This is a genomic window from Thioclava electrotropha (assembly GCF_002085925.2).
Lineage (GTDB): Bacteria > Pseudomonadota > Alphaproteobacteria > Rhodobacterales > Rhodobacteraceae > Thioclava > Thioclava electrotropha.
The window spans coordinates 2,279,220-2,298,549 of record NZ_CP053562.1 but is presented as its reverse complement, the minus strand read 5'-3'; the positions used below and the strand labels follow the sequence as shown (position 1 = coordinate 2,298,549).

Annotated in this window: 17 protein-coding genes and 1 pseudogene; 11 read left to right on the top strand and 7 right to left on the bottom strand. The window is 64.5% G+C overall.

The features are described 5' to 3' along the window. Positions 1-126: 126 nt before the first annotated feature. The 3 genes from AKL02_RS10890 (at position 127) to AKL02_RS10880 (ending at position 3,103) form a co-directional block, all read left to right on the top strand. Positions 127-1,272 carry a Ppx/GppA phosphatase family protein gene (locus AKL02_RS10890; protein ID WP_078520771.1) on the top strand — a complete coding sequence of 382 codons (1,146 nt, stop codon included), beginning with the start codon at positions 127-129 and terminating at the stop codon, positions 1,270-1,272. Beyond that, positions 1,272-2,006, top strand: a complete 735-nt coding sequence (locus AKL02_RS10885) for an RlmE family RNA methyltransferase (RefSeq protein ID WP_083077547.1) — start codon at positions 1,272-1,274, stop codon at positions 2,004-2,006. The genes AKL02_RS10890 and AKL02_RS10885 overlap by 1 nt, the downstream gene beginning before the upstream one ends. A 125-nt stretch (positions 2,007-2,131) precedes the next feature. After that, positions 2,132-3,103, top strand: a complete 972-nt coding sequence (locus AKL02_RS10880; protein WP_078520769.1) for a GAF domain-containing protein — start codon at positions 2,132-2,134, stop codon at positions 3,101-3,103. 49 nt (positions 3,104-3,152) lie between these two features. Here AKL02_RS10880 and AKL02_RS10875 read toward each other — a convergent pair whose 3' ends face one another. The 5 genes from AKL02_RS10875 to AKL02_RS10855 form a co-directional block, all read right to left on the bottom strand. Continuing rightward, positions 3,153-3,803, bottom strand: a complete 651-nt coding sequence (locus AKL02_RS10875) for an aspartate/glutamate racemase family protein (protein WP_083077013.1) — start codon at positions 3,801-3,803, stop codon at positions 3,153-3,155. Between the two features lie 6 nt (positions 3,804-3,809). Further along, positions 3,810-4,646, bottom strand: a complete 837-nt coding sequence (locus AKL02_RS10870) for an ABC transporter permease (protein ID WP_083077011.1) — start codon at positions 4,644-4,646, stop codon at positions 3,810-3,812. 3 nt (positions 4,647-4,649) lie between these two features. After that, positions 4,650-5,507 carry an ABC transporter permease gene (locus tag AKL02_RS10865; RefSeq protein ID WP_078601352.1) on the bottom strand — a complete coding sequence of 286 codons (858 nt, stop codon included), beginning with the start codon at positions 5,505-5,507 and terminating at the stop codon, positions 4,650-4,652. Positions 5,508-5,579: 72 nt separating this feature from the next. After that, entirely contained in the window at positions 5,580-6,845 is a 1,266-nt protein-coding gene (locus AKL02_RS10860; RefSeq protein ID WP_078520765.1) for an ABC transporter substrate-binding protein, read from the bottom strand. Between the two features lie 31 nt (positions 6,846-6,876). Beyond that, on the bottom strand, positions 6,877-7,851 hold the full coding sequence (locus AKL02_RS10855) for an ABC transporter ATP-binding protein (protein WP_083077009.1): 975 nt from the start codon (positions 7,849-7,851) through the stop codon (positions 6,877-6,879). 228 nt (positions 7,852-8,079) lie between these two features. Between AKL02_RS10855 and AKL02_RS10850 the strand changes: the two genes are divergently transcribed. The 4 genes and pseudogenes from AKL02_RS10850 to adh all read left to right on the top strand — a co-directional run bounded on the left by AKL02_RS10850 (position 8,080) and on the right by adh (position 14,230). Further along, entirely contained in the window at positions 8,080-8,766 is a 687-nt protein-coding gene (locus tag AKL02_RS10850) for a GntR family transcriptional regulator (RefSeq protein ID WP_078550232.1), read from the top strand. Continuing rightward, positions 8,763-9,581, top strand: a complete 819-nt coding sequence (locus AKL02_RS10845) for a GNAT family N-acetyltransferase (protein ID WP_083077007.1) — start codon at positions 8,763-8,765, stop codon at positions 9,579-9,581. The genes AKL02_RS10850 and AKL02_RS10845 overlap by 4 nt, the downstream gene beginning before the upstream one ends. 476 nt (positions 9,582-10,057) lie before the next feature. After that, a pseudogene (locus AKL02_RS10835) lies at positions 10,058-12,438 on the top strand (S8 family peptidase). A gap of 265 nt (positions 12,439-12,703) precedes the next feature. Beyond that, positions 12,704-14,230 carry an aldehyde dehydrogenase gene (gene adh, locus AKL02_RS10830; RefSeq protein ID WP_078540815.1) on the top strand — a complete coding sequence of 509 codons (1,527 nt, stop codon included), beginning with the start codon at positions 12,704-12,706 and terminating at the stop codon, positions 14,228-14,230. A gap of 104 nt (positions 14,231-14,334) precedes the next feature. On the opposite strand, the gene AKL02_RS10825 is transcribed toward adh, so the two are convergent. Together AKL02_RS10825 and miaA are read right to left on the bottom strand one after the other, a co-directional pair. Beyond that, positions 14,335-15,228, bottom strand: coding sequence for an AraC family transcriptional regulator (locus AKL02_RS10825; RefSeq protein WP_083077003.1), 894 nt, complete (start codon positions 15,226-15,228; stop codon positions 14,335-14,337). A gap of 108 nt (positions 15,229-15,336) precedes the next feature. Further along, positions 15,337-16,221 (bottom strand): tRNA (adenosine(37)-N6)-dimethylallyltransferase MiaA, encoded by an 885-nt coding sequence (miaA, locus tag AKL02_RS10820; protein WP_083077001.1) that lies wholly within the window; start codon positions 16,219-16,221, stop codon positions 15,337-15,339. Between the two features lie 118 nt (positions 16,222-16,339). On the opposite strand from miaA, the gene pyrH reads away from it, so the two are divergent. The 4 genes from pyrH to AKL02_RS10800 all read left to right on the top strand — a co-directional run bounded on the left by pyrH (position 16,340) and on the right by AKL02_RS10800 (position 19,328). Next, a complete protein-coding gene (pyrH, locus tag AKL02_RS10815) occupies positions 16,340-17,071 on the top strand; it encodes a UMP kinase (RefSeq protein ID WP_078550242.1) in 732 nt (243 codons plus the stop codon). A gap of 89 nt (positions 17,072-17,160) precedes the next feature. Beyond that, on the top strand, positions 17,161-17,724 hold the full coding sequence (gene frr / locus AKL02_RS10810) for a ribosome recycling factor (RefSeq protein ID WP_078550245.1): 564 nt from the start codon (positions 17,161-17,163) through the stop codon (positions 17,722-17,724). A 51-nt stretch (positions 17,725-17,775) separates the two neighbouring features. Further along, positions 17,776-18,534, top strand: coding sequence for a polyprenyl diphosphate synthase (gene uppS / locus AKL02_RS10805; protein ID WP_093477136.1), 759 nt, complete (start codon positions 17,776-17,778; stop codon positions 18,532-18,534). Continuing rightward, positions 18,531-19,328, top strand: a complete 798-nt coding sequence (locus AKL02_RS10800; protein ID WP_281480950.1) for a phosphatidate cytidylyltransferase — start codon at positions 18,531-18,533, stop codon at positions 19,326-19,328. Before uppS ends, AKL02_RS10800 begins: the two co-directional genes overlap by 4 nt. Positions 19,329-19,330: the final 2 nt, after the last annotated feature.

Genomic DNA, 19,330 nt, shown 5'->3' with positions numbered 1-19,330 from the left:
CGCCGGGGCGACCCGGTTGCGGCCCGCGAAAAGCGCCGGCCTTCTATCACTTCCGCGTCGCGCTCCCTTGAACCGGGAGGCGCAAACCGATAGCTTTAGAGCAACTTCAAATCGGAGGGCGTAATCATGGCGCCCAAGCGTCCCCGGTCGGCGGGCGCGCTCCCGACAGCTGCATCGCCCGCGCGGGCGGTGAAACCGGCTCAGGTCGAGTCCCCCGCGACCAAATCCGCCAAGTCCGGCGAGGGGCTATATGCCGCTCTCGACCTTGGCACCAACAGTTGCCGGATGCTGATTGCCCGTCCAAGGGGTTCTCAGTTTCAGGTCGTGGATAGCTTCTCAAAAGCCGTCCAGCTGGGCCAAGGTCTTGAAACCTATGGCCGTTTGTCGCGCAGCTCGATGTCGCGCACCGTTCAGGCTTTGCAGATTTGCCGCCGCAAGATCGAAACGCATGGGGTCACCCGGATGCGGCTGGTGGCGACCGAGGCCTGTCGCCGCGCCAAGAACGCGCGCGATTTCATCCGCTATGTGCGCCGCGAGACCGGCCTGCCGCTGGAGATCATTCCGCCCGAGGAGGAGGCGCGGCTGGCCGTGATTTCCTGCGCCTCGCTGGTGTCGCCCAATTCCGAGCAGGTGCTGGTGGTCGATATCGGCGGCGGCTCGACCGAGCTTGTCTGGATCGACCTCGAAGACGTGCCGCCTGGCGACCGCGCCCGCGCGATCATGCGGCTCTCGCAAGGGTTCAACCAGCCCGACGGGCCGGACCCGGCAGCGCGGGTGGTGGACTGGATTTCGGTGCCGCTCGGGGTCGCGACGCTCAAGGATCAATTTGCCGATGTCGAGGACGATGCCGCGCGGTTTGCGCTGATGAGCTGGTTCTTCGAGGAAAAGCTCGCGGACTTCACGCCCTATGCGGCTGGCAGCCCGCAGGACGGGTTCCAGATCATCGGGACTTCCGGCACGGTGACGACTGTCGCGGCCTGCCACCTCAACCTGAAGCGTTACGATCGCAACCGGGTCGACGGGTTGACCATGACCTCGGGAGAGATCGACGCGGTGATCCGCTCCTTCCTGCAGCTCGGGCCTGCCGGGCGGCGCTCGGATCCTCGGATCGGGCGCGACCGGCACACTTTGATTATGTCGGGGGCTGCAATCCTGCAGGCCCTGATGCGGGTTTGGCCCACCGACCAGATGTCCATTGCCGACCGTGGCCTGCGCGAGGGGCTCCTCTATGCGCAAATGGCCGGAGACGGCGTGTTAGAAGAGATGAAATGATGGCGAAGACACCCAGCGGCAAGAACACTTCCGGGCGCGGCCAGCGCGACCTGCGCGTGCGCGTGAAGACGGCGAGGGGGCGCAAGCTCTCCTCGACCCTCTGGCTGGAGCGGCAGCTCAACGACCCTTACGTGCAGCGCGCGAAGAAAGAGGGCTATCGTGGCCGTGCGGCCTACAAAATCCTCGAGCTGGACGACAAGTATCGCTTCCTCGTACCCGGCGCGCGGGTGGTCGATCTGGGCTGCGCGCCCGGCGGCTGGTGTCAGGTGGCCGTCAAGCGCGTGAACGCCTTGGGCGAGAAATCGGGCAAGAAGGTCGGCACCGTTCTGGGCGTCGATCTGCAGGAGGTCGATCCGATCCCGGGGGCCGAGATCCATGTGCTCGATTTCCTCGAGGAAGGCGCCGACGACAAGGTCAAGGAATGGCTCGGCGGGTCTGCGGATGTGGTGATGTCGGATATGGCGGCCTCGTCCTCGGGGCACCAGAACACCGATCACCTGCGCATCATCACGCTGTGCGAAGCGGCGGCGGAGTTCGCCTTCGACGTGCTCGAAGAGGGCGGCACTTTCGTCGCCAAGGTCCTCGCAGGCGGTGCGGAGCAGGGGCTGATGACGATCCTGAAGAAAAACTTCACCAAGGTCGCGAATGTGAAACCACCGGCCTCGCGCTCGGACAGCTCGGAGAAATTCGTGGTCGCCCAAGGATTTCGCGGGCGGCGGCACGAGGAGGACTGAGCCGCGACTGTCTCACCCCCGAGACAGGTGCCGGGCCGCTCAGCGGGAATTTACGTTGTGTAAGGTCCGAATCGGCCTAACCTGCTTGGGCTTTCATAGGCTGCGCAAGAGAGGGAGGCTTTCGCATGCCGTCACTGCATACGGGCGTTCCGCGCCAACATGCCGATATCGTGCGAGAGGTCGTCTCTTCGCCGAAATCCGCCACGCGGGCGGGGTTCGCGGCCAGCTGGCGCCGCTCGATGATCCATCACCGTATCGACCCGGAAACCGGCGGGCGCAACGAGCGTCTGACCCAGGCCGAGATGCGCGAGCGGCGCGAGCGGGCGGGTCTGATGATGCGGATCGCCTCGCCGGTGCTCGACCGACTGTCGCGCGCGGCAGGCGATGCGGGCTGCACGGTGCTTCTGTCCGATGCGGGCGGGCTGGTGCTCGATGAGCGCCTGCGCGACGCGGATGTCGATGACTTCCATTCCTCGAACCTCGCGCCCGGTTCGGACTGGTCCGAAGGGGTCGAGGGCACCAACGGCATCGGCACCTGCGTGGCCGAGGCGCGCCCCGTCACCGTCTGGCGCGATCAGCATTTCCGCACCCGCAACACCGTGCTGACCTGCATGGGCTCGCCCATCTTCGGCGCGCAGGGCGATCTGGCGGGGGTGATCGATGTCAGCTCCGCGCGCTCGGACATGACCGAGGGCTATGCCCGGCTCGTGGCGCTGACCGTTCAGGACGCGGCGCATCGGATCGAGGCGGACCTGTTCCGCGCCTCCTATGACGGCGCGCGCATCCTCTCGACTGGCTCGGGCGAGACCGGGGCGCAGGGCGTGATGCTGCTGGCGCTCGATCGCGACGATCTGGTCGTCGGAGCCACCCGCGCCGCGCGGCGACACCTTGGGATCGAGGCCGGGCAGATCGGCCAGCTTCCGGCGTCGGACCTGCTGGAGCACGGCATCCGCAACGGGCTGGAAGAGGCGCAACGCTCCGAAATGGCCCGCGCGCTGGCCCGCAACGGCGGCAATGTCTCGGCGGCGGCGCGCGATCTCGGCATCGGGCGGGCGACGTTCTACCGCAAGGCCAAGGCGCTCAATCTCGGCGTCTGAGCGGCAGGGGAACGGGCAGGGTGCTTCGCCCTCAGGGACGCTTCTGATCTCAATTCAGGGTCGCCCGGATCGCCCGCGCCAGATGCGCCGAGGCGATGACCCCGTCGATCAGCGGAACGCGGGTTCTCTCGAAGAGATCGGCGCGCAAATGCGACATGCCTGCGCATCCCATCGCAACAGCCCGTGCGCCTTCCTTCCCGGCTTCGGCGATCTCCTCGGAGAGGCGCGCGCGGACCGGCTCTGATCCCTCTTCGACGGCCAGCACCGGCACGCCACTCGCGCGCACCGCGATGCACGCGCCCGCAAGCCCGTACTGCGCGATATTCTCCTCGAGGACCGGCACGGATACCGGCAACGTGGTCACCACCGAGAACGCCCCGAAGGCGAGCGCGCCGATCACATAGGCGGCCTGACCGATCCCGATCACCGGGCAATGCGCGGCGGCGCGCAGCTCCTCGAGCCCAGTATCGTCGAAACAGGCGATCACGATCAGATCGGCGCCAATCCCCTTCGCCTCCGGCAACAGTTTCTTCAGCCCGATCACGGCATGCGCACCATCCTCGGGCCCCTCAATGGCGGGCGGCCCTTCCGCATTCGTCCAGCCGACGATCTCGGCGTCAGGTAGTGCTGCCCGCGCGATGCCCACGATCTGATCGGTCATCGACGCCGTCGAATTCGGGTTGATGTAGAGAATGCGCATCTGGGATCAAACGCCTTTCCCGGCATCCGAGCCGAGCCGTGCGCGCCGCCGTGCCATGATCCAGGCGGCGACCAAGAACGCCCCGATGATCAGAAGCGAAAACATCGTGGTCAGCGTGCCCAGGGCATAGACCACGGGCGTCGTCACATTCGTCGTCATCCCGAAGATCTCGAGCGGAAGCGTGTTGTAGCTGCCCGCCGTCAACAGCGTGCGCGCGAATTCATCATAGCTCAGCGTGAAGCCGAACAGAGCCACCCCGATCAGCGACGGCGCGATGATCGGCAGCACGACGAAACGGATCGTCTGCCATGCGCTCGCACCCTGATCGCGCGCGGCCTCCTCGAAGCTTTTGTCGAAACGGTTGAAGACGGCGAACATGATCAGAAGACCGAAGGGCAGCGTCCATGTCAGCTGTGAGCCGAAGCCCGAGGTCGCCCAATGCACCTTTAGCCCGAGCTGGTTGAAGATCAGCCCCACGCCCAGCGAGATCAGGATCGAGGGGATCACCAGCGAGGCGATCGTCAGGTAGAACAGAATGCCGGAGCCCGGGAATTTCTTGCGGAATGCGAGGCCCGCCATGACCGAGACGACGACCGTCGTCACCATGACCAGCAGGCCGAGCATGAAGGACCGCCGGAACGCGCCCCAGATATCGCCCACGGCCTGCTGCTGGAACAGCTCGTGGAACCAGTTGAGCGACACGCCCCGCATCGGGAAGGTCAGCCCGCCCTCGGGGCCCTGAAAGCTCAGGATGCCGATGGTGATCGTCGGCCCGTAAAGGAACAGCACGAAAAGCGCGAAGATGACGGTCAGGACGTAGAAGCTGCGCGGGCGTTTCTCCATGGATCAGAGCTCCTTGCGGATGTTGACGAAGCGCAGCAGGATCCCGATCACGATCAGCACGGTACACAGCAGCACCACCGCCGTGGCGGCCGCGGAGGGGTATTGCAGCAGCGCGATATCGTTGGAAATCAGCCGCCCCACATTGGCCCGCTGCGACCCGGACATGAACCGCACGGTAATGAAATCGCCCATCACCAGCGTCAGCACGAAGATCGTGCCGATCATGATGCCGGGTTTGGTCAGCGGGATGATCACATGGACCAGCGTCTGGAACCCGCTCGCACCGTTGTCGCGCGCCGCCTCGATCAGGTTGCGGTCGATCCGCATCATCGTGTTGAAGATCGGCACCACCATGAACAGCGTGTAGAGATGCACGAAGGCGAGGATCACCGAGAAATCGGAATAGAGCAGCCACTCCAGCGGCTGGTCGATCACGCCCCATGAAATCAGCGTCTGGTTCGCAATCCCGTTGCGCCCGAGGAACGGGATCCACGAGATCATGCGAATGATGTTCGAGGTCCAGAACGGGATCGTGCACAGCAAAAACAGCGCGATCTGCATCGTCTGGCTGCGGATGTGAAAGGCGAGGTAATAGGCGACGGTGAAACCGATCGCGAGCGTCATCGCCCAGGTCAGGAAGGCGTATTTGAAGGTCGCGGCGAAGACCTTGTAGGTCACCGGCGAGCCGAACAGGAACTCGTAATTCTCAAGACTGAAGGCGGGGATGATCGAAAACTCGGTCGCCTGCCAGAAGCTGACGATCACGATGGTAATGATCGGCGCGACCAGAAAGCCCAGCAACACCACCGTCAGGGGCGCCGCCTGCAACCATCCCGTCACCGTCTCGCGGGTCACTTTCATCGCGATCCTGCCCTTCGACTTGGCTCAAATATCCTCGGGGGGTGTGGGGGGCGGATAGCCCCACCACGGTCATCACGAGGCGATGAACTCGTTCCACTTGCGAACCATGTACTGGTTCTCGTCCATCACTGCGTTCCAGCACGCGACATGGCCCATGCGGTCGTAGAAAGAGCCGCCGTCGCGGGTCTCGCCGGCTTCGGCCAGCTTGTCGCCGGTCGGGCTGGTGATCACATCCGTCGCGGGCTTGCCTTCGAACCAGTAGCCCCACTCGTTGTCGGACATGAAGTCCTTCGAGGTTTCCGGCACGGCCGAGTAATAGCCCTGACGCATCAGGTAGCCGCCGACCCAGCCCGAGAGATACCAGTTGATGTATTCATAGGCCGCATCGAGCTCCATGCCCGAGAGCGACTTCGACAGGCCGAGACCGCCGCCCCAGCTGCGATAGCCCTCTTTCAGAGGCTGGTAGACGCAATCGATGCCGCGCGATTTCACCGCGGTGATCGCGGGCGACCACATCGACTGGATCACGACCTCGCCCGAGGCCATCAGGTTCACGCTCTCGTCGAAGGTCTTCCAGAAGGCACGGAACTGGCCGTTCTTCTTCGCCTCGGTGAAGATCGCCATGGTCTTGTCGATCTCTTCGCGGGTCATGTTGCCCTTGTCGCCATACTGGATCTCACCCATCGCCTCGCAGACCATGGCCATGTCCATGATGCCGATCGAGGAGATGTCGAGGATCGAAGCCTTGCCCTTGAACTCGGGGTTCAGCAGTTCCGTCCAACTCTCGATCGGGCGCCCGATCAGGTCGGGGCGGATGCCCAGCGTGTCGGCGTTGTAGATGGTCGGGATCAGCGTCATCCAGCCGGTTTCCTGATCGGCGAAGGTGGTGCCGCCGGGGCCCTCGACGAAGCCCACGGTCGACGGCGCGGTGCCTTGGGCGATCTCGCTCTCGGGCGTCAGCTTGCCGGATTTGAAGATGCCGACGATCTTGTCGTAATTCTTGATCTTCGAGGTATCCATCGCCTGCAGGTTGCCGGTCGGCCAGACCTTCTTGCAGATCCAGTATTCGATATCGGCGATGTCGAAGCTGTCGGGCTGGGTTGCCGCGCGCTGGGTCACCGCGTCGGAATCGAGCGCGGTCATCTCGAGCGTGAAGCCAAGGTCTTCCTTCACCTTGTTGGCCACGTCATTGAGGTTCGACACGCCCGTGCCGAACTGGCGCAGCGTGATGTTCTTGATTTCCTGCGCCCAGATCATCGGCGCCGGGAAGGCGGAGGCGCCAAGCGCGGCCGCCCCGGTCTTGAGAATCGAGCGGCGGGTATAACCGGTTTTCGACATTGTCACTTATCCCTCTGTTGGAGTGTCGATTTCAGGCACGGAGGCGGTGCAGCCGCCCCTCATCCCAAGCAAGACGCACTTGCTCGCCCGGGTTTATGTCGTTGGAATAGAAGGCCTCGTCGCTCATCAGCGCGATGATCGGTTCCTGGCCCTCGGCCTGGGCGGTTACCGCGACGCGGTCGCCCTGATATTCGATCGCACTGACCGTCGCGGGCATCCCCTCGGGGCCAAGGCGCACTGCATCCGAGCGGATCGCATGGAGCTGCCCGTCGAGCGTGACCACGTTGTGGCCGCCCATGAAGCGCGCCACGAATTCGGTCCGGGGCGTGTTGAACACCTCGCGTGCGGGTCCGGCCTGTTCGATGACGGCATTGTTCATGACCACGACCTCGTCGGCGAGCGCGAGCGCCTCGTCCTGCCCGTGGGTGACATGAAGGAAGGTGATGCCGAGCTCGCGCTGCAGCCGCTTGAGCTCGGCACGCATCCGCACCCGCAGGAAGGGGTCGAGCGCGGAAAGCGGTTCGTCGAGAAGCAGTACTTCCGGTTCGGTGACCAGCGCGCGCGCCAGCGCGACGCGTTGCTGCTGCCCACCGGAGAGCTGCGTGGGAAGACGCTCGGAGAGATGCGCCATATCGACGAGTTCGAGAAGCTCCATCGCCTTGGCATGGCGCGCGGTCTTGTCGACGCCCTTCATCCGCAGCGAGAACGCGACATTGTCCTTGACCGAGAGATGCGGAAAGAGCGCGTAGTTCTGAAACATCATCGCCGTGCCGCGCTTGGCCGGGGGCAGGGCGGAGATATCAACGCCGTTCAGGCGGATCGCGCCTTCGCTCACGCTTTCATGGCCCGCGATCATCCGCAGGGTCGAGCTCTTGCCGCAGCCCGAGGGACCGAGCAGGCAGACATAGCTGCCCGGCGCGAAGACATGATTGATCGCGTCCACCGCGACCGTGTCGCCGTAGCGCTTCGTCAGGTTCACCAGCTCGAGATCATGTGCCGTTCGCATCGCATCGCTTCCCTTTGATCTGGGTTCAGCCTTCGGTGCGAACCGGACAGCTCGCCATCATTTTCCGAACTCACGGTGCCGTGAATCCGACCTTGCCTCGAATTTGAGCAGAAAAATTTTCTGCATGCGCAAAATTACGACACAACATTGTATACAATCCGAATCGAAGCGATCCAGCTTGTCCTCCGCGGATCGCCCGGGGCATCGTGTGAACGAAAGGAACTCAAGATGAACGACCCGCTCCCCGCCGCCCCGATGCCCGATACGATCGCCAATGATCTGGCGCTCGCGATTCACGAGCATCGGCTGATGCCGGGCACAAAGCTGTCGGAAGAGGAGCTGGGGGAGATATACGGTGTCTCGCGGACCATCATCCGCGCCGCGCTGCAGCGGCTGGCCCATGACCGGCTGGTGGAACTCAAGCGCAACCGCGGGGCCTATGTCGCGCAGCCCACGGTGCGCGAGGCGCGCGAGGTGTTCGAGGCGCGCGCCCTGCTCGAGCCGCGCACCGCGCGCTCGGCCGCCGAGCGGATCACCGAGGACGACCTCGCGGCGCTTCAACGTCACATCGATGAAGAGCACGCGGCGATCGACGATGGCGAGGCGGGCCGGGCGCTCTTTCTCTCGGGGCAGTTCCATCTCGAGATCGCACGGATTGCCGATCAGGCCACGATCACCGAATTCATCACCCAGCTGGTCGCGCGGTCTTCGTTGATCATCGCGCTCTATTGGCACCGGCGCGGGGCGCTTTGCGAAAGCCACGCCCACCATGCCTTGATGCGCGCCTTCGCGGAACGCGATGCCGATTTGGCGGAGGAGCTGATGAAAAACCACCTTCTCGACCTCCTCAGCTCGCTCGACTTGCGAAACCGCACCTCCGCCCCTGCGAGCTTGAGGGAGGCGTTGGGGGCATGATCCTGCGCAATGCCGATCTGTCAGAGCTGGAGACGGTTCTCGACTGGGCCGCCGCCGAGGGCTGGAATCCCGGCCTCGCGGATGCCGAGGCGTTCTACGCAGCCGATCCCCAAGGCTTCTTTGTCGCAGATGTGGATGGCGCGCCTGTTGCCGCGATTTCTGTGGTCAATCACGATGCGAAAAACGCGTTCCTGGGTCTCTATATCTGCAAACCCGAAGTCCGGGGGCAGGGCATCGGGTTCGCCCTGTGGCAACATGCGCTGCGCCATTCAGGAGAGCGCAGCGTCGGGCTCGATGGCGTGGCCGCGCAGCAGGACAATTACGCGCGCTCCGGGTTTCGACGTCAGGGCGCGAGTTTGCGGCTGACGGGGGTGCTGTCACCCGAAGACGACACGGGCATCGTGCTGGCCGAGCATGCTGACCTGAAGCACCTCATTGCGCTCGATGCGCAGGCATCTGGCGTGCGGCGGGACGCTTTCCTGAGCCGCTGGCTCGCGCCCGGCCCATCCCGTCAGACCGTCCGGCTCAGCGATGGCACAGGCTTCGCGACCGTGCGGCAATGTCGCGAGGGGCTCAAGATCGGGCCGATCATTGCCGAGCGGAGTGACGATGCGATGCGGCTGGCACGTGCCGCGGCGAACCGCTTTCCGACTGCGCCCGTCTCGATCGACCTGCCCGAGAGCAACGCGCCACTCAGGGCCCGTCTGTCGGAGTGCGGCTTCACCCCGGCTTTCGAGACGGCGCGCATGTATCGCGGCACCGCTCCGAAGACGACGGCATCCTTGCAGGCCATCGCAACGATGGAGCTTGGTTGAGCGCAGATCAAAGCGGTTCAGTCGCGGGTCATTTGGCCGCCTCGTCTCGCATAGATGCGCGCGGTTCGCTCAACGTCGCGCGCCGCGGTACGCGACCCGCTACGCTGCAGATTGTGCCGAAAGGGGCCGATGCAACCCGACCGAGCGCCGCGATAACGTTTCAATTGTTCGTGTATCCGAAGCGACCGGCATGCTTGCGAGGCGCAGCGCATCCGACGTCCCGCCATCTGCGACTTCGCTAAGGCGGGCCAAGAAACATTGAGATTTCGCACCGTGTCCACTGCGTTTCCAAGCGCGCCCTGATGAATTTTCCGAGGGCTCCCTGCGTCGCTATCGACACATGCCAGCGCGTTTAACCGATGCTTAACTCAAGTGTCGTTGAAGCAAGGGGAGAAGCACAGTATCGCTGAGGCTATCCAGACAAAAAGAAGACCGGACCTCCGCGACGCAGGCATTTTTCCGCGAAAGGGATCTTGATGACGATGGGACGTATTCTGGCGGCGACGGCTTTGACCTCGCTTGCCGTCACACAGGTGCATGCACAGGATCTCACTCAACGGATCGCGCTCGCGGGTCGCACGACGGTCTCGTACGGACTCGCGCAGGCTCCCGCCGCCGCGCCCGGTTCGGCTGACACCGCTTCGGGAAATACTGCGGATACTGCCGCGGCCAGCACGACATCCGTGACCGGCTCCAACAGCATGCTCTTGCTCCTTGGCCTTGGCGTGGTGGGGCTGGCCGCCGCTGCGGGGGGAGGAGGAGGCGGGTCCTCGAGCTCATCCGGCTCCTCGAGCAACACCCAGCCGCCGCCCTCGGGCAACGCGCCGTATACCGGCACTGGCGGCAGCGTCAGCAGTTTCGAGACCGACGAGTATTATGCAAGCGGCGGTCTTGCGCAGACCGAGGCGGCCTATCGCTACGCCGAGGGGGCCTATGGGTTGGGAACGCTCGTGTCGATCTACGATTCCGGCGCGGATGTGACCCATCCCGATCTCGCTGACAACATCGATGGCGCGCTCTCCTACAGCTATTTCGACAACACCTCTGACGTCACCGACACCGACGGGCACGGCACGCATGTGGCCGGGATCGTTGCCGGTGTGCAGAACGGGCAGGGGATCGAGGGGATTGCCTGGGGTCCAAGCTGATGATCCTGCAAGGCGTCGGAGGTTCGGTGCCTGCGGGCAGCTACGCCGATGCGGTCACGCGCTCGGTCAATGCCGGCGCGGTATCGATGAACAACAGCTGGGCCTATGTGGACAGCAATAACAAGACGCTCACGATCGACCAGTTTTCGAGCGCCGACCAGATCCGCCAACAGCTTGGATCGGCCACCATCGACTCGCTCGACGCGGCGGCAAAGGCGGGAATGGTCAGCGTGTTCGCCGCGGGCAATGACGGCGGCGCCAATCCCAGTTTGATGGCGGGCCTGCCGGAGTATTTCCCGGAAATGGAAGGCTCGATCCTTGGTGTCGTGGCTGTTGACAGCAACCACCAGATCGCCAGTTTTTCCAACCGCTGTGGCGAGGCGATGAATTATTGCCTCGCGGCACCGGGCGTGGATATCCTCTCGACCTACCCGAGCGATCTTGGAAGCGATTACGCCTATATGAGCGGGACCTCGATGGCGACGCCCTATGTCACCGGCGCGGTTGCGGTGCTCAAGAGCGAGTTCCCCGAGCTCACCGGTCAGCAGATCGTGCAGATCCTCGAAAACAGCGCAACCGATCTCGGTGCGGTGGGGATCGACCCGATCTATGGCTGGGGCGAGCTCAATCTCCGGCAGGCTCAGGCACCGGCCGGAACGCTGAAAGTCGAGACGACCAGCTCGCTCGACGGTCCTTCCGTGCCCGCCACCCAGAGCACGATCAGCGCAACCCGCGGTGTCGCAGGCGCCCTGCGCGCGACACTCTCCAATCAGCGGATGATCGTCACGGATGCCTATGATCGCGGCTATCACGTGGCGGCGAGCAGCTTCGTGGCCGACTATGCCGATGCCCGCGCCGCGCAGGCCTCCACCGAGACTTTCGCGATGGGGGCGACCGCTCCGGTCAATTTCAGCGCGGGCACCGGCACCCTGTCGCTGTCACATGGCGACAGCTCCGCGATTGCCGGAACGAAATGGGTCGACAGTGCCGCGATGGCCGCGCCTTATTTGAAGTCTTTCGACACCGACTCCGCGCTTCACTACGAAGTCGGTCTCGGCGATGGCGTATCGGCCTCGATTTCGCAGGCAGGCGGCGGCGCGGGCGATGTTAGCTCGCAATATATCGCCGGTTCGCTCAATGCCCGGTTCGGCGCCAGCACGCTTTCGATGACCGTCGGCAATCTGCACGAAGACGGCGGTTTCCTGGGCACCTCGGTGGGGGGCGCGTTTGGCGGCGGGCTTTCGAGCAATACCCATTTCGTACAGCTCGGGATGAATGTCGCTCTCGGCGACGGGACGACTCTCGAGCTTACCGCAGCGAATGGCAACTCCAGCTTCTCCGGGAACGGTTTGCTCCAATCCGGGAGCGGGCTGAGGTCGAACGCCTATGCCATTGGCCTGAGCAAGACCGGTTTTCTGACCGGGGACGACCGCCTCTCTGTCGGGGTTTCTACGCCGATCGCGCTGGCCTCGGGGAAATTGACGATGAGCGTTCCGACCGCTGTCGGCGCAGCCGTCGGAAATACGCGCTCCGAAAAGGTCGTGATGACGACAGCCTCGGTGAATATCGAAAGTGCGGCCCCTCAGCCCGACCTGCAGATCGGCTATTCGCGCAAGGCCGGGATCGGGCGACTCGGTGCGGGGCTCGTCTACGAGCCGGGGCAGAGTTCGGCGATGGGGGTTTCGCTGGGATGGACGGCGCGTTTCTGATCCGGCTCGGGCCGTCCCCGAACGACTTGCCGTCGCGATCTCGACTCGTCTCAGGACTTCGCTTCCTGACGCGCGCGACACACGCCGTCTTCGATAGTCTCAGCGCCCCGGCAAAATCTCAATGCTGCGGCTGCACCTGTCTCAGGCGCGAGACAGATGATGCATTCCACCAGCGCAGAGCGGCTATGCGCAGGGCGCGCGGTTCGGCAGGCTTATCCCATGGCGCGCAGCCCTGTCGGTTGCGTTCAATCTGGGAGGAAGACCAATGGCCAACGATATGGCACCTGAATTCAAGGGCGTTTCGGTTTCGCCGTTCCGCGACCGTTATGACAACTTCATCGGCGGCAAATTCGTGCCCCCGAAAAACGGCAAGTATTTCGACAACATCACGCCGATCACCGGCGGCAAGGTCTGTGAAGTCGCGCATTCCTCCGCAGAGGATATCGAAGCCGCGCTCGATGCCGCCCATGCCGCGAAAGACGCGTGGGGCAAGACTTCCGCCGCCGAGCGCTCGAATGTCCTTCTCAAGATCGCCGACCGGATCGAGGAAAATCTCGACCTGATCGCCGCCGCCGAGACCTGGGACAACGGCAAGCCGATCCGCGAGACCACGGCTGCCGACATTCCGCTCGCCGTCGACCATTTCCGCTATTTCGCGGGCGTTCTGCGCAGCCAGGAAGGCACGATGTCGGAGATCGACAACGACACCGTCGCCTATCACTTCCACGAGCCGCTGGGCGTCGTGGGTCAGATCATCCCGTGGAACTTCTCGGTGCTGATGGCGGCATGGAAACTGGCGCCGGCTCTGGCGGCGGGCAACTGCATCGTGCTGAAACCGGCGGAGCAGACCCCGGCGGCGATCCTCGTGGTGATGGAAGTCATTGCCGACCTGCTGCCCGATGGCGTGCTGAATATCGTCAACGGCTACGGCGCGGAAGTCGGCGCGGCGCTCGCGAGCTCCTCGCGCATCGCTAAGATCGCGTTTACCGGCTCCACCGCAACCGGTCGCAAGATCATGCAGGCCGCGACCGAGAACCTGATCCCGGTCACCTTGGAACTGGGTGGCAAATCGCCCAACATCTTCTTCTCGGACGTGATGGCCGAGGATGACGCCTTCCTCGACAAGGCGGTCGAGGGCTTCGTGCTGTTTGCCTTCAATCAGGGCGAGGTCTGCACCTGCCCGAGCCGTGCGCTCATTCAGGAAGACATCTACGAGAAGTTCATGGAGCGCTGCATCGCCCGCGTCGAAGCCATCAAGCAGGGCGATCCCCGCGCGATGGAGACGATGGTCGGTGCGCAGGCCAGCCAGGAGCAGCATGACAAGATCATGTCCTATCTGAGCATCGGTCGCGAAGAAGGGGCCGAGGTGCTGACCGGCGGTGACGCCGCACGCTTCAACGGCGATCTGGCGAACGGCTTCTACATCCAGCCGACGATCCTGAAGGGCCACAACAAGATGCGGGTCTTCCAAGAGGAAATCTTCGGCCCGGTGGTGTCGGTCACGACCTTCAAGGACGAGGCCGAGGCGCTCGAGATCGCGAATGACACGATGTACGGCCTTGGCGCCGGTGTCTGGACCCGTGACGGCTCGCGTGCCTATCGCTTCGGGCGCGGCATCGAGGCCGGGCGCGTCTGGGTCAACAACTACCACGCCTATCCGGCCCATGCGGCCTTTGGCGGGTACAAGCAATCGGGCATCGGTCGCGAGACCCACAAGATGATGCTTGATCACTACCAGCAAACCAAGAACATGCTGGTCAGCTACAATCCGAACAAGCTCGGGTTCTTCTGATAGGGTTTACCTCCCCAAACCCCGGGCCGCGTCTGCAAAGGCGCGGCCCTTTTTCGTGTCGCTGGGTCGGGGAAGATCGGGCAGGCGGCCTGTCCCGGCGCGGGTCAGCTCGCGCGGCGGAAGGCGTTCGGAGTGCTGCCGGTTCCGGCCTGAAAGGCGCGGGAGAAATAGCCCGGGCTGCGATAGCCCAGAAGCTGCGCGATATCCTTGATCGGGACGGGCGTGTCGCGCAGCAGGCGGCGCGCTTCATACAGACGCCGTTCCTGCATCAGTTCCAGCGCCGATTTCCCGCAGGCATCGCGGCAGGCGCGCGACAGATGCGTGGGCGTGACGCCCAACTCGCGCGCGATATCCGCGACCGGCGTTCCCGCGCGATACTCGCGCTCGACCAGAACGGCGTAGCGCGTGACGAGACGGCGCGCAGCGCTCGGGCGGATCGCCTCGTTCGCATTGCTCGCGATCTGCCGCTCGAGCCAGACACTCAGCAGGCCCAGATGGCTGCGCAGCGCACGGTCTGCGGCGGGGCGCGTGCTCTCGCTCTCGCGCTGGATTGCCTCCAAGATCGAGCCGATCTCGCCCTGCGCGATCGCTTCGCGGATGCGCAGGTGATGGGCGGCGGGCGGCAGGGCGATGTCGCTGTCGCGGCCGAAGAACAGGGCCTGACCGTGGGTCTGGTTGGAAATCTCGAAGCCGTGCATCACGCCCGGCGGGATGAAGATCGCGTTATTGGGGCCGTAGCCGCGGGTCACGCCGCCCAGCGTGATCCGGCCTTGCCCGCGCGAGAACCACAGCAGGCAGGGCTCGGAATGGGCGCGCATCGCCTCGACCCGCCAGCGCCCGCCCTTGGCGAGATGGGCGATCTGCACCAGCCGCGGCTCACTCGGGGGGCTCGGCAGGTCGGTCGCGGTCTGCGCCGGGCCGGGCGAGCCGCTTGCGCCGGGCTTCACGGTTTTGGCCTGCGAGAGCTGCGAAAGGGGCGGTGTCGAGAAGAGCTTCACGATGCTTTGATCCTAGGCGATGTCGGCGGGAGGATAGACCGCAACACTCTCGTGGACCAAGGAATTTTCCACAGAAGCCCGGGCGCCCAGTTGCCGCAGGGTCACAGTCTACGCGATCTTGTGCCACGCCTTCATGCGGCCACGAAACCAAGTGCGCTGCCGCTTGGCATATTGGCGACTTGCCGCTTGTGCGCGCTCTCGCGCCTCGTTCAGATCGAGCTCGCCATGCAGATGCGCGATCAGTTCCGGCGCCCCGATCGCCTTCGCCCAGAGCGCGTTCGGATCCCAGATCGGCTCCACCGCGCGGACCTCGTCGAGCGCGCCCTGTTCGAGCATCAGATCGAAGCGGCGGTCGATGCGGTCTGCCAGCCAGTCGCGATCCGGATCGAGGTGAAGTGGCGCCACGGTGTCGAGCGGCAGGAGCGGCGGCGGGGTGCGGGCCTGCCACGCAGAAAGTCCCTCACCGGTAGCGCGCAGCACCTCCCACGCGCGCTGCACCCGCATCGGGTTCTGCGCGTCGATCTTCGCGCGGGTCGCATCGTCGAGCTCGTCCAGCATCCCGGCATGGCCTTCCGAGAGCCGCCGCCCGTCGGCCTCGGCGCGGATTTCCGGTGGCGTTTCAGGGATTTCCGCCAAGCCTTGCGTCAGCGCGGTGAAATAGAGCCCGGTGCCACCCACGATGATCGGGCGCGGTCCGCCTGCGTGAAAGGCCTCCAGATACGGGGTGACGTCGCGCAGCCAATGGCCGACGGAATAGTCGGCACCGGGATCGAGATGACCGTAGAGCGCATGCGGCGCGCGGGCTTCTTCCCCGGGCGAGGGGCGCGCGCTCAGCACCCGCCAGCACGACCAGACCTGCAGCGCGTCGGCATTGATCACCACGCCGCCCTCGGCTTCGGCAATCGAGAGCGCCAGCGCCGATTTTCCGCTCGCCGTCGCTCCCGCGATCAGCACGGGCGTTCGCGGCGATATTTCGGGCAGGGCAGTCGGCATCGGCGGCTCTTGCAGGCTTTCTGGCGGGCTCGGGGCTCTACGCTTTCGCAAGAGGTTGAACCCCGGCTCTATTTGGATCATTTTGCGCGCCAATGACAACAGCCCATCGGAGGATCAGATGAGCACCGAGACGCATCCCGCGGCCAAATACAATCGCGTGCTACTGAAGATCTCGGGTGAGGCGCTGATGGGCGATCAGGGCTACGGCCTGCATCCGCCGACCGTCTCGCGTATAGCGCATGAAGTGAAATCGGTGCGCGATCTGGGCGTCGAGATCTGCATGGTGATCGGCGGCGGCAACATCTTCCGCGGGCTTGCGGGCTCGGCTCAGGGGATGGAGCGCACGACGGCCGATTACATGGGGATGCTCGCGACGGTGATGAACGCGCTGGCGATGCAATCCGCGCTGGAAGGCCTTGGCGTCTTCACCCGCGTGATCTCGGCGATCCCGATGGATCAGGTCTGCGAGCCCTATATCCGCCGCCGCGCGGTGCGCCACCTCGAGAAGAAGCGGGTCTGCATTTTCGCTGCCGGCACCGGCAATCCCTATTTCACGACCGACACCGCCGCCACGCTGCGCGCCAACGAAATGTCCTGCGAGGCGATCTTCAAGGGCACCAAGGTCGATGGGGTCTATGACAAGGACCCGGTGAAATTCGACGACGCCAAGCGCTATGACACCGTCAGCTACGATGAAGTTCTGCAGAAGAACCTCGGCGTGATGGATGCCTCGGCGATCGCGCTCGCACGCGATAACAACAAGCCGATCATTGTGTTCTCGCTTGACGAGCCGGGTGGCTTCCGCGGCATTCTGGCGGGCGAAGGCACCTACACCAAAGTGCAGGGCTGAGCGCCGCGCGACGGTCACAAATGCTAGTTTTCGCCTGCGAGCTGCGCTAAAGCTCGGCCCGAGGCTCAACAAGAACGGGGAAATACCCAATGTCCGACGATATCGAGATCGACACCGATGACCTTGCCCGCCGCATGGATGGCGCAATGAGCTCGCTCAAGCATGAATTCGCGTCGCTGCGCACGGGCCGCGCCTCGGCCTCGATGGTAGAGCCGGTTCAGGTCGAAGCCTATGGCCAGATGACCCCGATCAATCAGGTCGGTACCGTGAACGTGCCCGAGCCGCGGATGGTCACGATCAACGTCTGGGACAAGTCGATGGTCGGCAAGGTCGAGAAAGCGATCCGCGAATCCGGTCTGGGCATCAACCCGCAGACCAACGGCACGATCATCATGCTGCCGATCCCGGAGCTGAACGAGGAACGCCGCCGCGAGCTGACCAAGGTCGCCGCTCAATATGCCGAGCACGCCCGCGTCGCGATCCGCAACGTGCGCCGCGACGGCATGGACCAGATCAAGAAGGCCAAGGCCGACGGCATGTCCGAAGACGACGTGAAGATCTGGGAGAGCGAGGTTCAGGACATGACCGACGCGCATATCGCCAAGGTCGACAAGGCGCTCGAAGACAAGCAAGCCGAGATCATGCAGGTCTGAGGCTTTTGCCTCAGTCCCCCTGCGTCTTGAGCGAAAAGGATCACATCGCCGATGGCCCCTAGCATTCCCGACATCGCCCAGACCCCGCAGGGGCATGAGGGGGGCGCCCCGGCGCCGCTGCATGTCGCGATCATCATGGATGGCAACGGCCGGTGGGCCACCCAGCGGGGCTGGCCGCGTCTGGCCGGTCACCGCAAGGGGGCCGAGCAGATCAAGAAGGTCGTGCAGGCCGCGCCCGATCTCGGCATCCGCTACATGACGATCTACGCCTTCTCGACGGAGAACTGGAAGCGCTCGACGCAGGAAGTTCTCGGGTTGATGAAGATGTTCCGGCTGATGATCAAACGCGAGGCGGCGGAGCTGTCGCGTCAGGGCGTCGAGCTGCGCTTTATCGGCGACCGCACGCCGCTCGACCCGCTGCTGCGCGAGACGATGGACGCGATCGAGACCCGCACCAAGGGCAATTCCAAGCTGACGCTGGCGGTTGCGATCAATTACGGCGGGCGCGACGAGCTGAAACGCGCAGCGCAGTCGATTGCGCGCGACGTCGCCGAGGGCAAGATCACGGCCGACGAGGTGGACGAGGCGATGATCTCGTCGCGGCTCGACAGCGCCGGCATGCCCGACCCCGATCTGGTGATCCGCAGCTCCGGCGAGACGCGGACCTCGAACTTCCTGCCGTGGCAGGCGGCCTATTCGGAATATGAATTCACGCCGACGCTCTGGCCCGATTTCACGCCGGACGAGCTGTCCGATATTCTCGATCGGTTTGCCGGGCGCGAGCGGCGCTTCGGCGGGGTCGCCTCGTGACGGAGACGCCGCGGACCGGCAAATGGGGCGATCTCGTCCCGCGGCTTGCCTCCGGGCTTGCGATGGTCGCGATCGGGCTCGCCGCGATCTGGTGGGGCGGACCCGTCTTCGCGGCGCTCTCGGTGCTTGTGACGGGTCTGATGATCTGGGAGCTCACCGCGATGCTGCGCCCCGAACGCCCCGGCAAGGCGGTCGGTCTGGGGCTGGTGGCGGCGGCTGCACTGACGTTCGTCCTCGCCATCCATGAGCCTTATGGCCTGCTTTATCTGCTGATCGTTCCGATCATGGCGGCGGTGATCTGCACCGGGCGGCGCTGGCTTGGCGCGGGCTATGCGCTGGCGATCATGCTGACGGGCTATGGGCTCGTCGCACTGCGCGAAGGCGCGGGGCTTGGTGCGATCACCTGGATCGTCGCGGTGGTCGTTGTCTCTGATATCATGGGATATTTCGTGGGCCGCACGATGGGCGGGCCGAAATTCTGGCCCAAGGTCAGCCCGAAGAAGACATGGTCGGGCACGGTCGGCGGCTGGGTCGGTGCGGCGCTGGTGGGCTTTCTCTTCGCCCAGATGGGCGGCGGGCTCGCGATGATCTGGATCTCGCCGCTTCTGGCCTTCGCAGGCCAGCTGGGCGACATCGCCGAAAGCGCGATCAAGCGCGCGACCGGCGTGAAGGACAGCTCCTCGCTGATCCCGGGCCATGGCGGCGTGCTGGACCGTTTCGACGCGCTGACCGGCGCGGTCGTGTTCCTGATGCTGATTTCGCAGGTGATGACCCTGCCGCTGACGGAAGGCTGAAC

Bases quoted from the DNA above. Each gene is read 5' to 3' on its own strand.
- AKL02_RS10890 (WP_078520771.1), top strand. From the start codon at position 127: ATGGCGCCCAAGCGTCCCCGGTCGGCGGGCGCGCTCCCGACAGCTGCA.
- AKL02_RS10885 (WP_083077547.1), top strand. From the start codon at position 1,272: ATGGCGAAGACACCCAGCGGCAAGAACACTTCCGGGCGCGGCCAGCGC.
- AKL02_RS10880 (WP_078520769.1), top strand. From the start codon at position 2,132: ATGCCGTCACTGCATACGGGCGTTCCGCGCCAACATGCCGATATCGTG.
- AKL02_RS10875 (WP_083077013.1), bottom strand. From the start codon at position 3,803: ATGCGCATTCTCTACATCAACCCGAATTCGACGGCGTCGATGACCGAT.
- AKL02_RS10870 (WP_083077011.1), bottom strand. From the start codon at position 4,646: ATGGAGAAACGCCCGCGCAGCTTCTACGTCCTGACCGTCATCTTCGCG.
- AKL02_RS10865 (WP_078601352.1), bottom strand. From the start codon at position 5,507: ATGAAAGTGACCCGCGAGACGGTGACGGGATGGTTGCAGGCGGCGCCC.
- AKL02_RS10860 (WP_078520765.1), bottom strand. From the start codon at position 6,845: ATGTCGAAAACCGGTTATACCCGCCGCTCGATTCTCAAGACCGGGGCG.
- AKL02_RS10855 (WP_083077009.1), bottom strand. From the start codon at position 7,851: ATGCGAACGGCACATGATCTCGAGCTGGTGAACCTGACGAAGCGCTAC.
- AKL02_RS10850 (WP_078550232.1), top strand. From the start codon at position 8,080: ATGAACGACCCGCTCCCCGCCGCCCCGATGCCCGATACGATCGCCAAT.
- AKL02_RS10845 (WP_083077007.1), top strand. From the start codon at position 8,763: ATGATCCTGCGCAATGCCGATCTGTCAGAGCTGGAGACGGTTCTCGAC.
- adh (WP_078540815.1), top strand. From the start codon at position 12,704: ATGGCCAACGATATGGCACCTGAATTCAAGGGCGTTTCGGTTTCGCCG.
- miaA (WP_083077001.1), bottom strand. From the start codon at position 16,221: ATGCCGACTGCCCTGCCCGAAATATCGCCGCGAACGCCCGTGCTGATC.
- pyrH (WP_078550242.1), top strand. From the start codon at position 16,340: ATGAGCACCGAGACGCATCCCGCGGCCAAATACAATCGCGTGCTACTG.
- frr (WP_078550245.1), top strand. From the start codon at position 17,161: ATGTCCGACGATATCGAGATCGACACCGATGACCTTGCCCGCCGCATG.
- uppS (WP_093477136.1), top strand. From the start codon at position 17,776: ATGGCCCCTAGCATTCCCGACATCGCCCAGACCCCGCAGGGGCATGAG.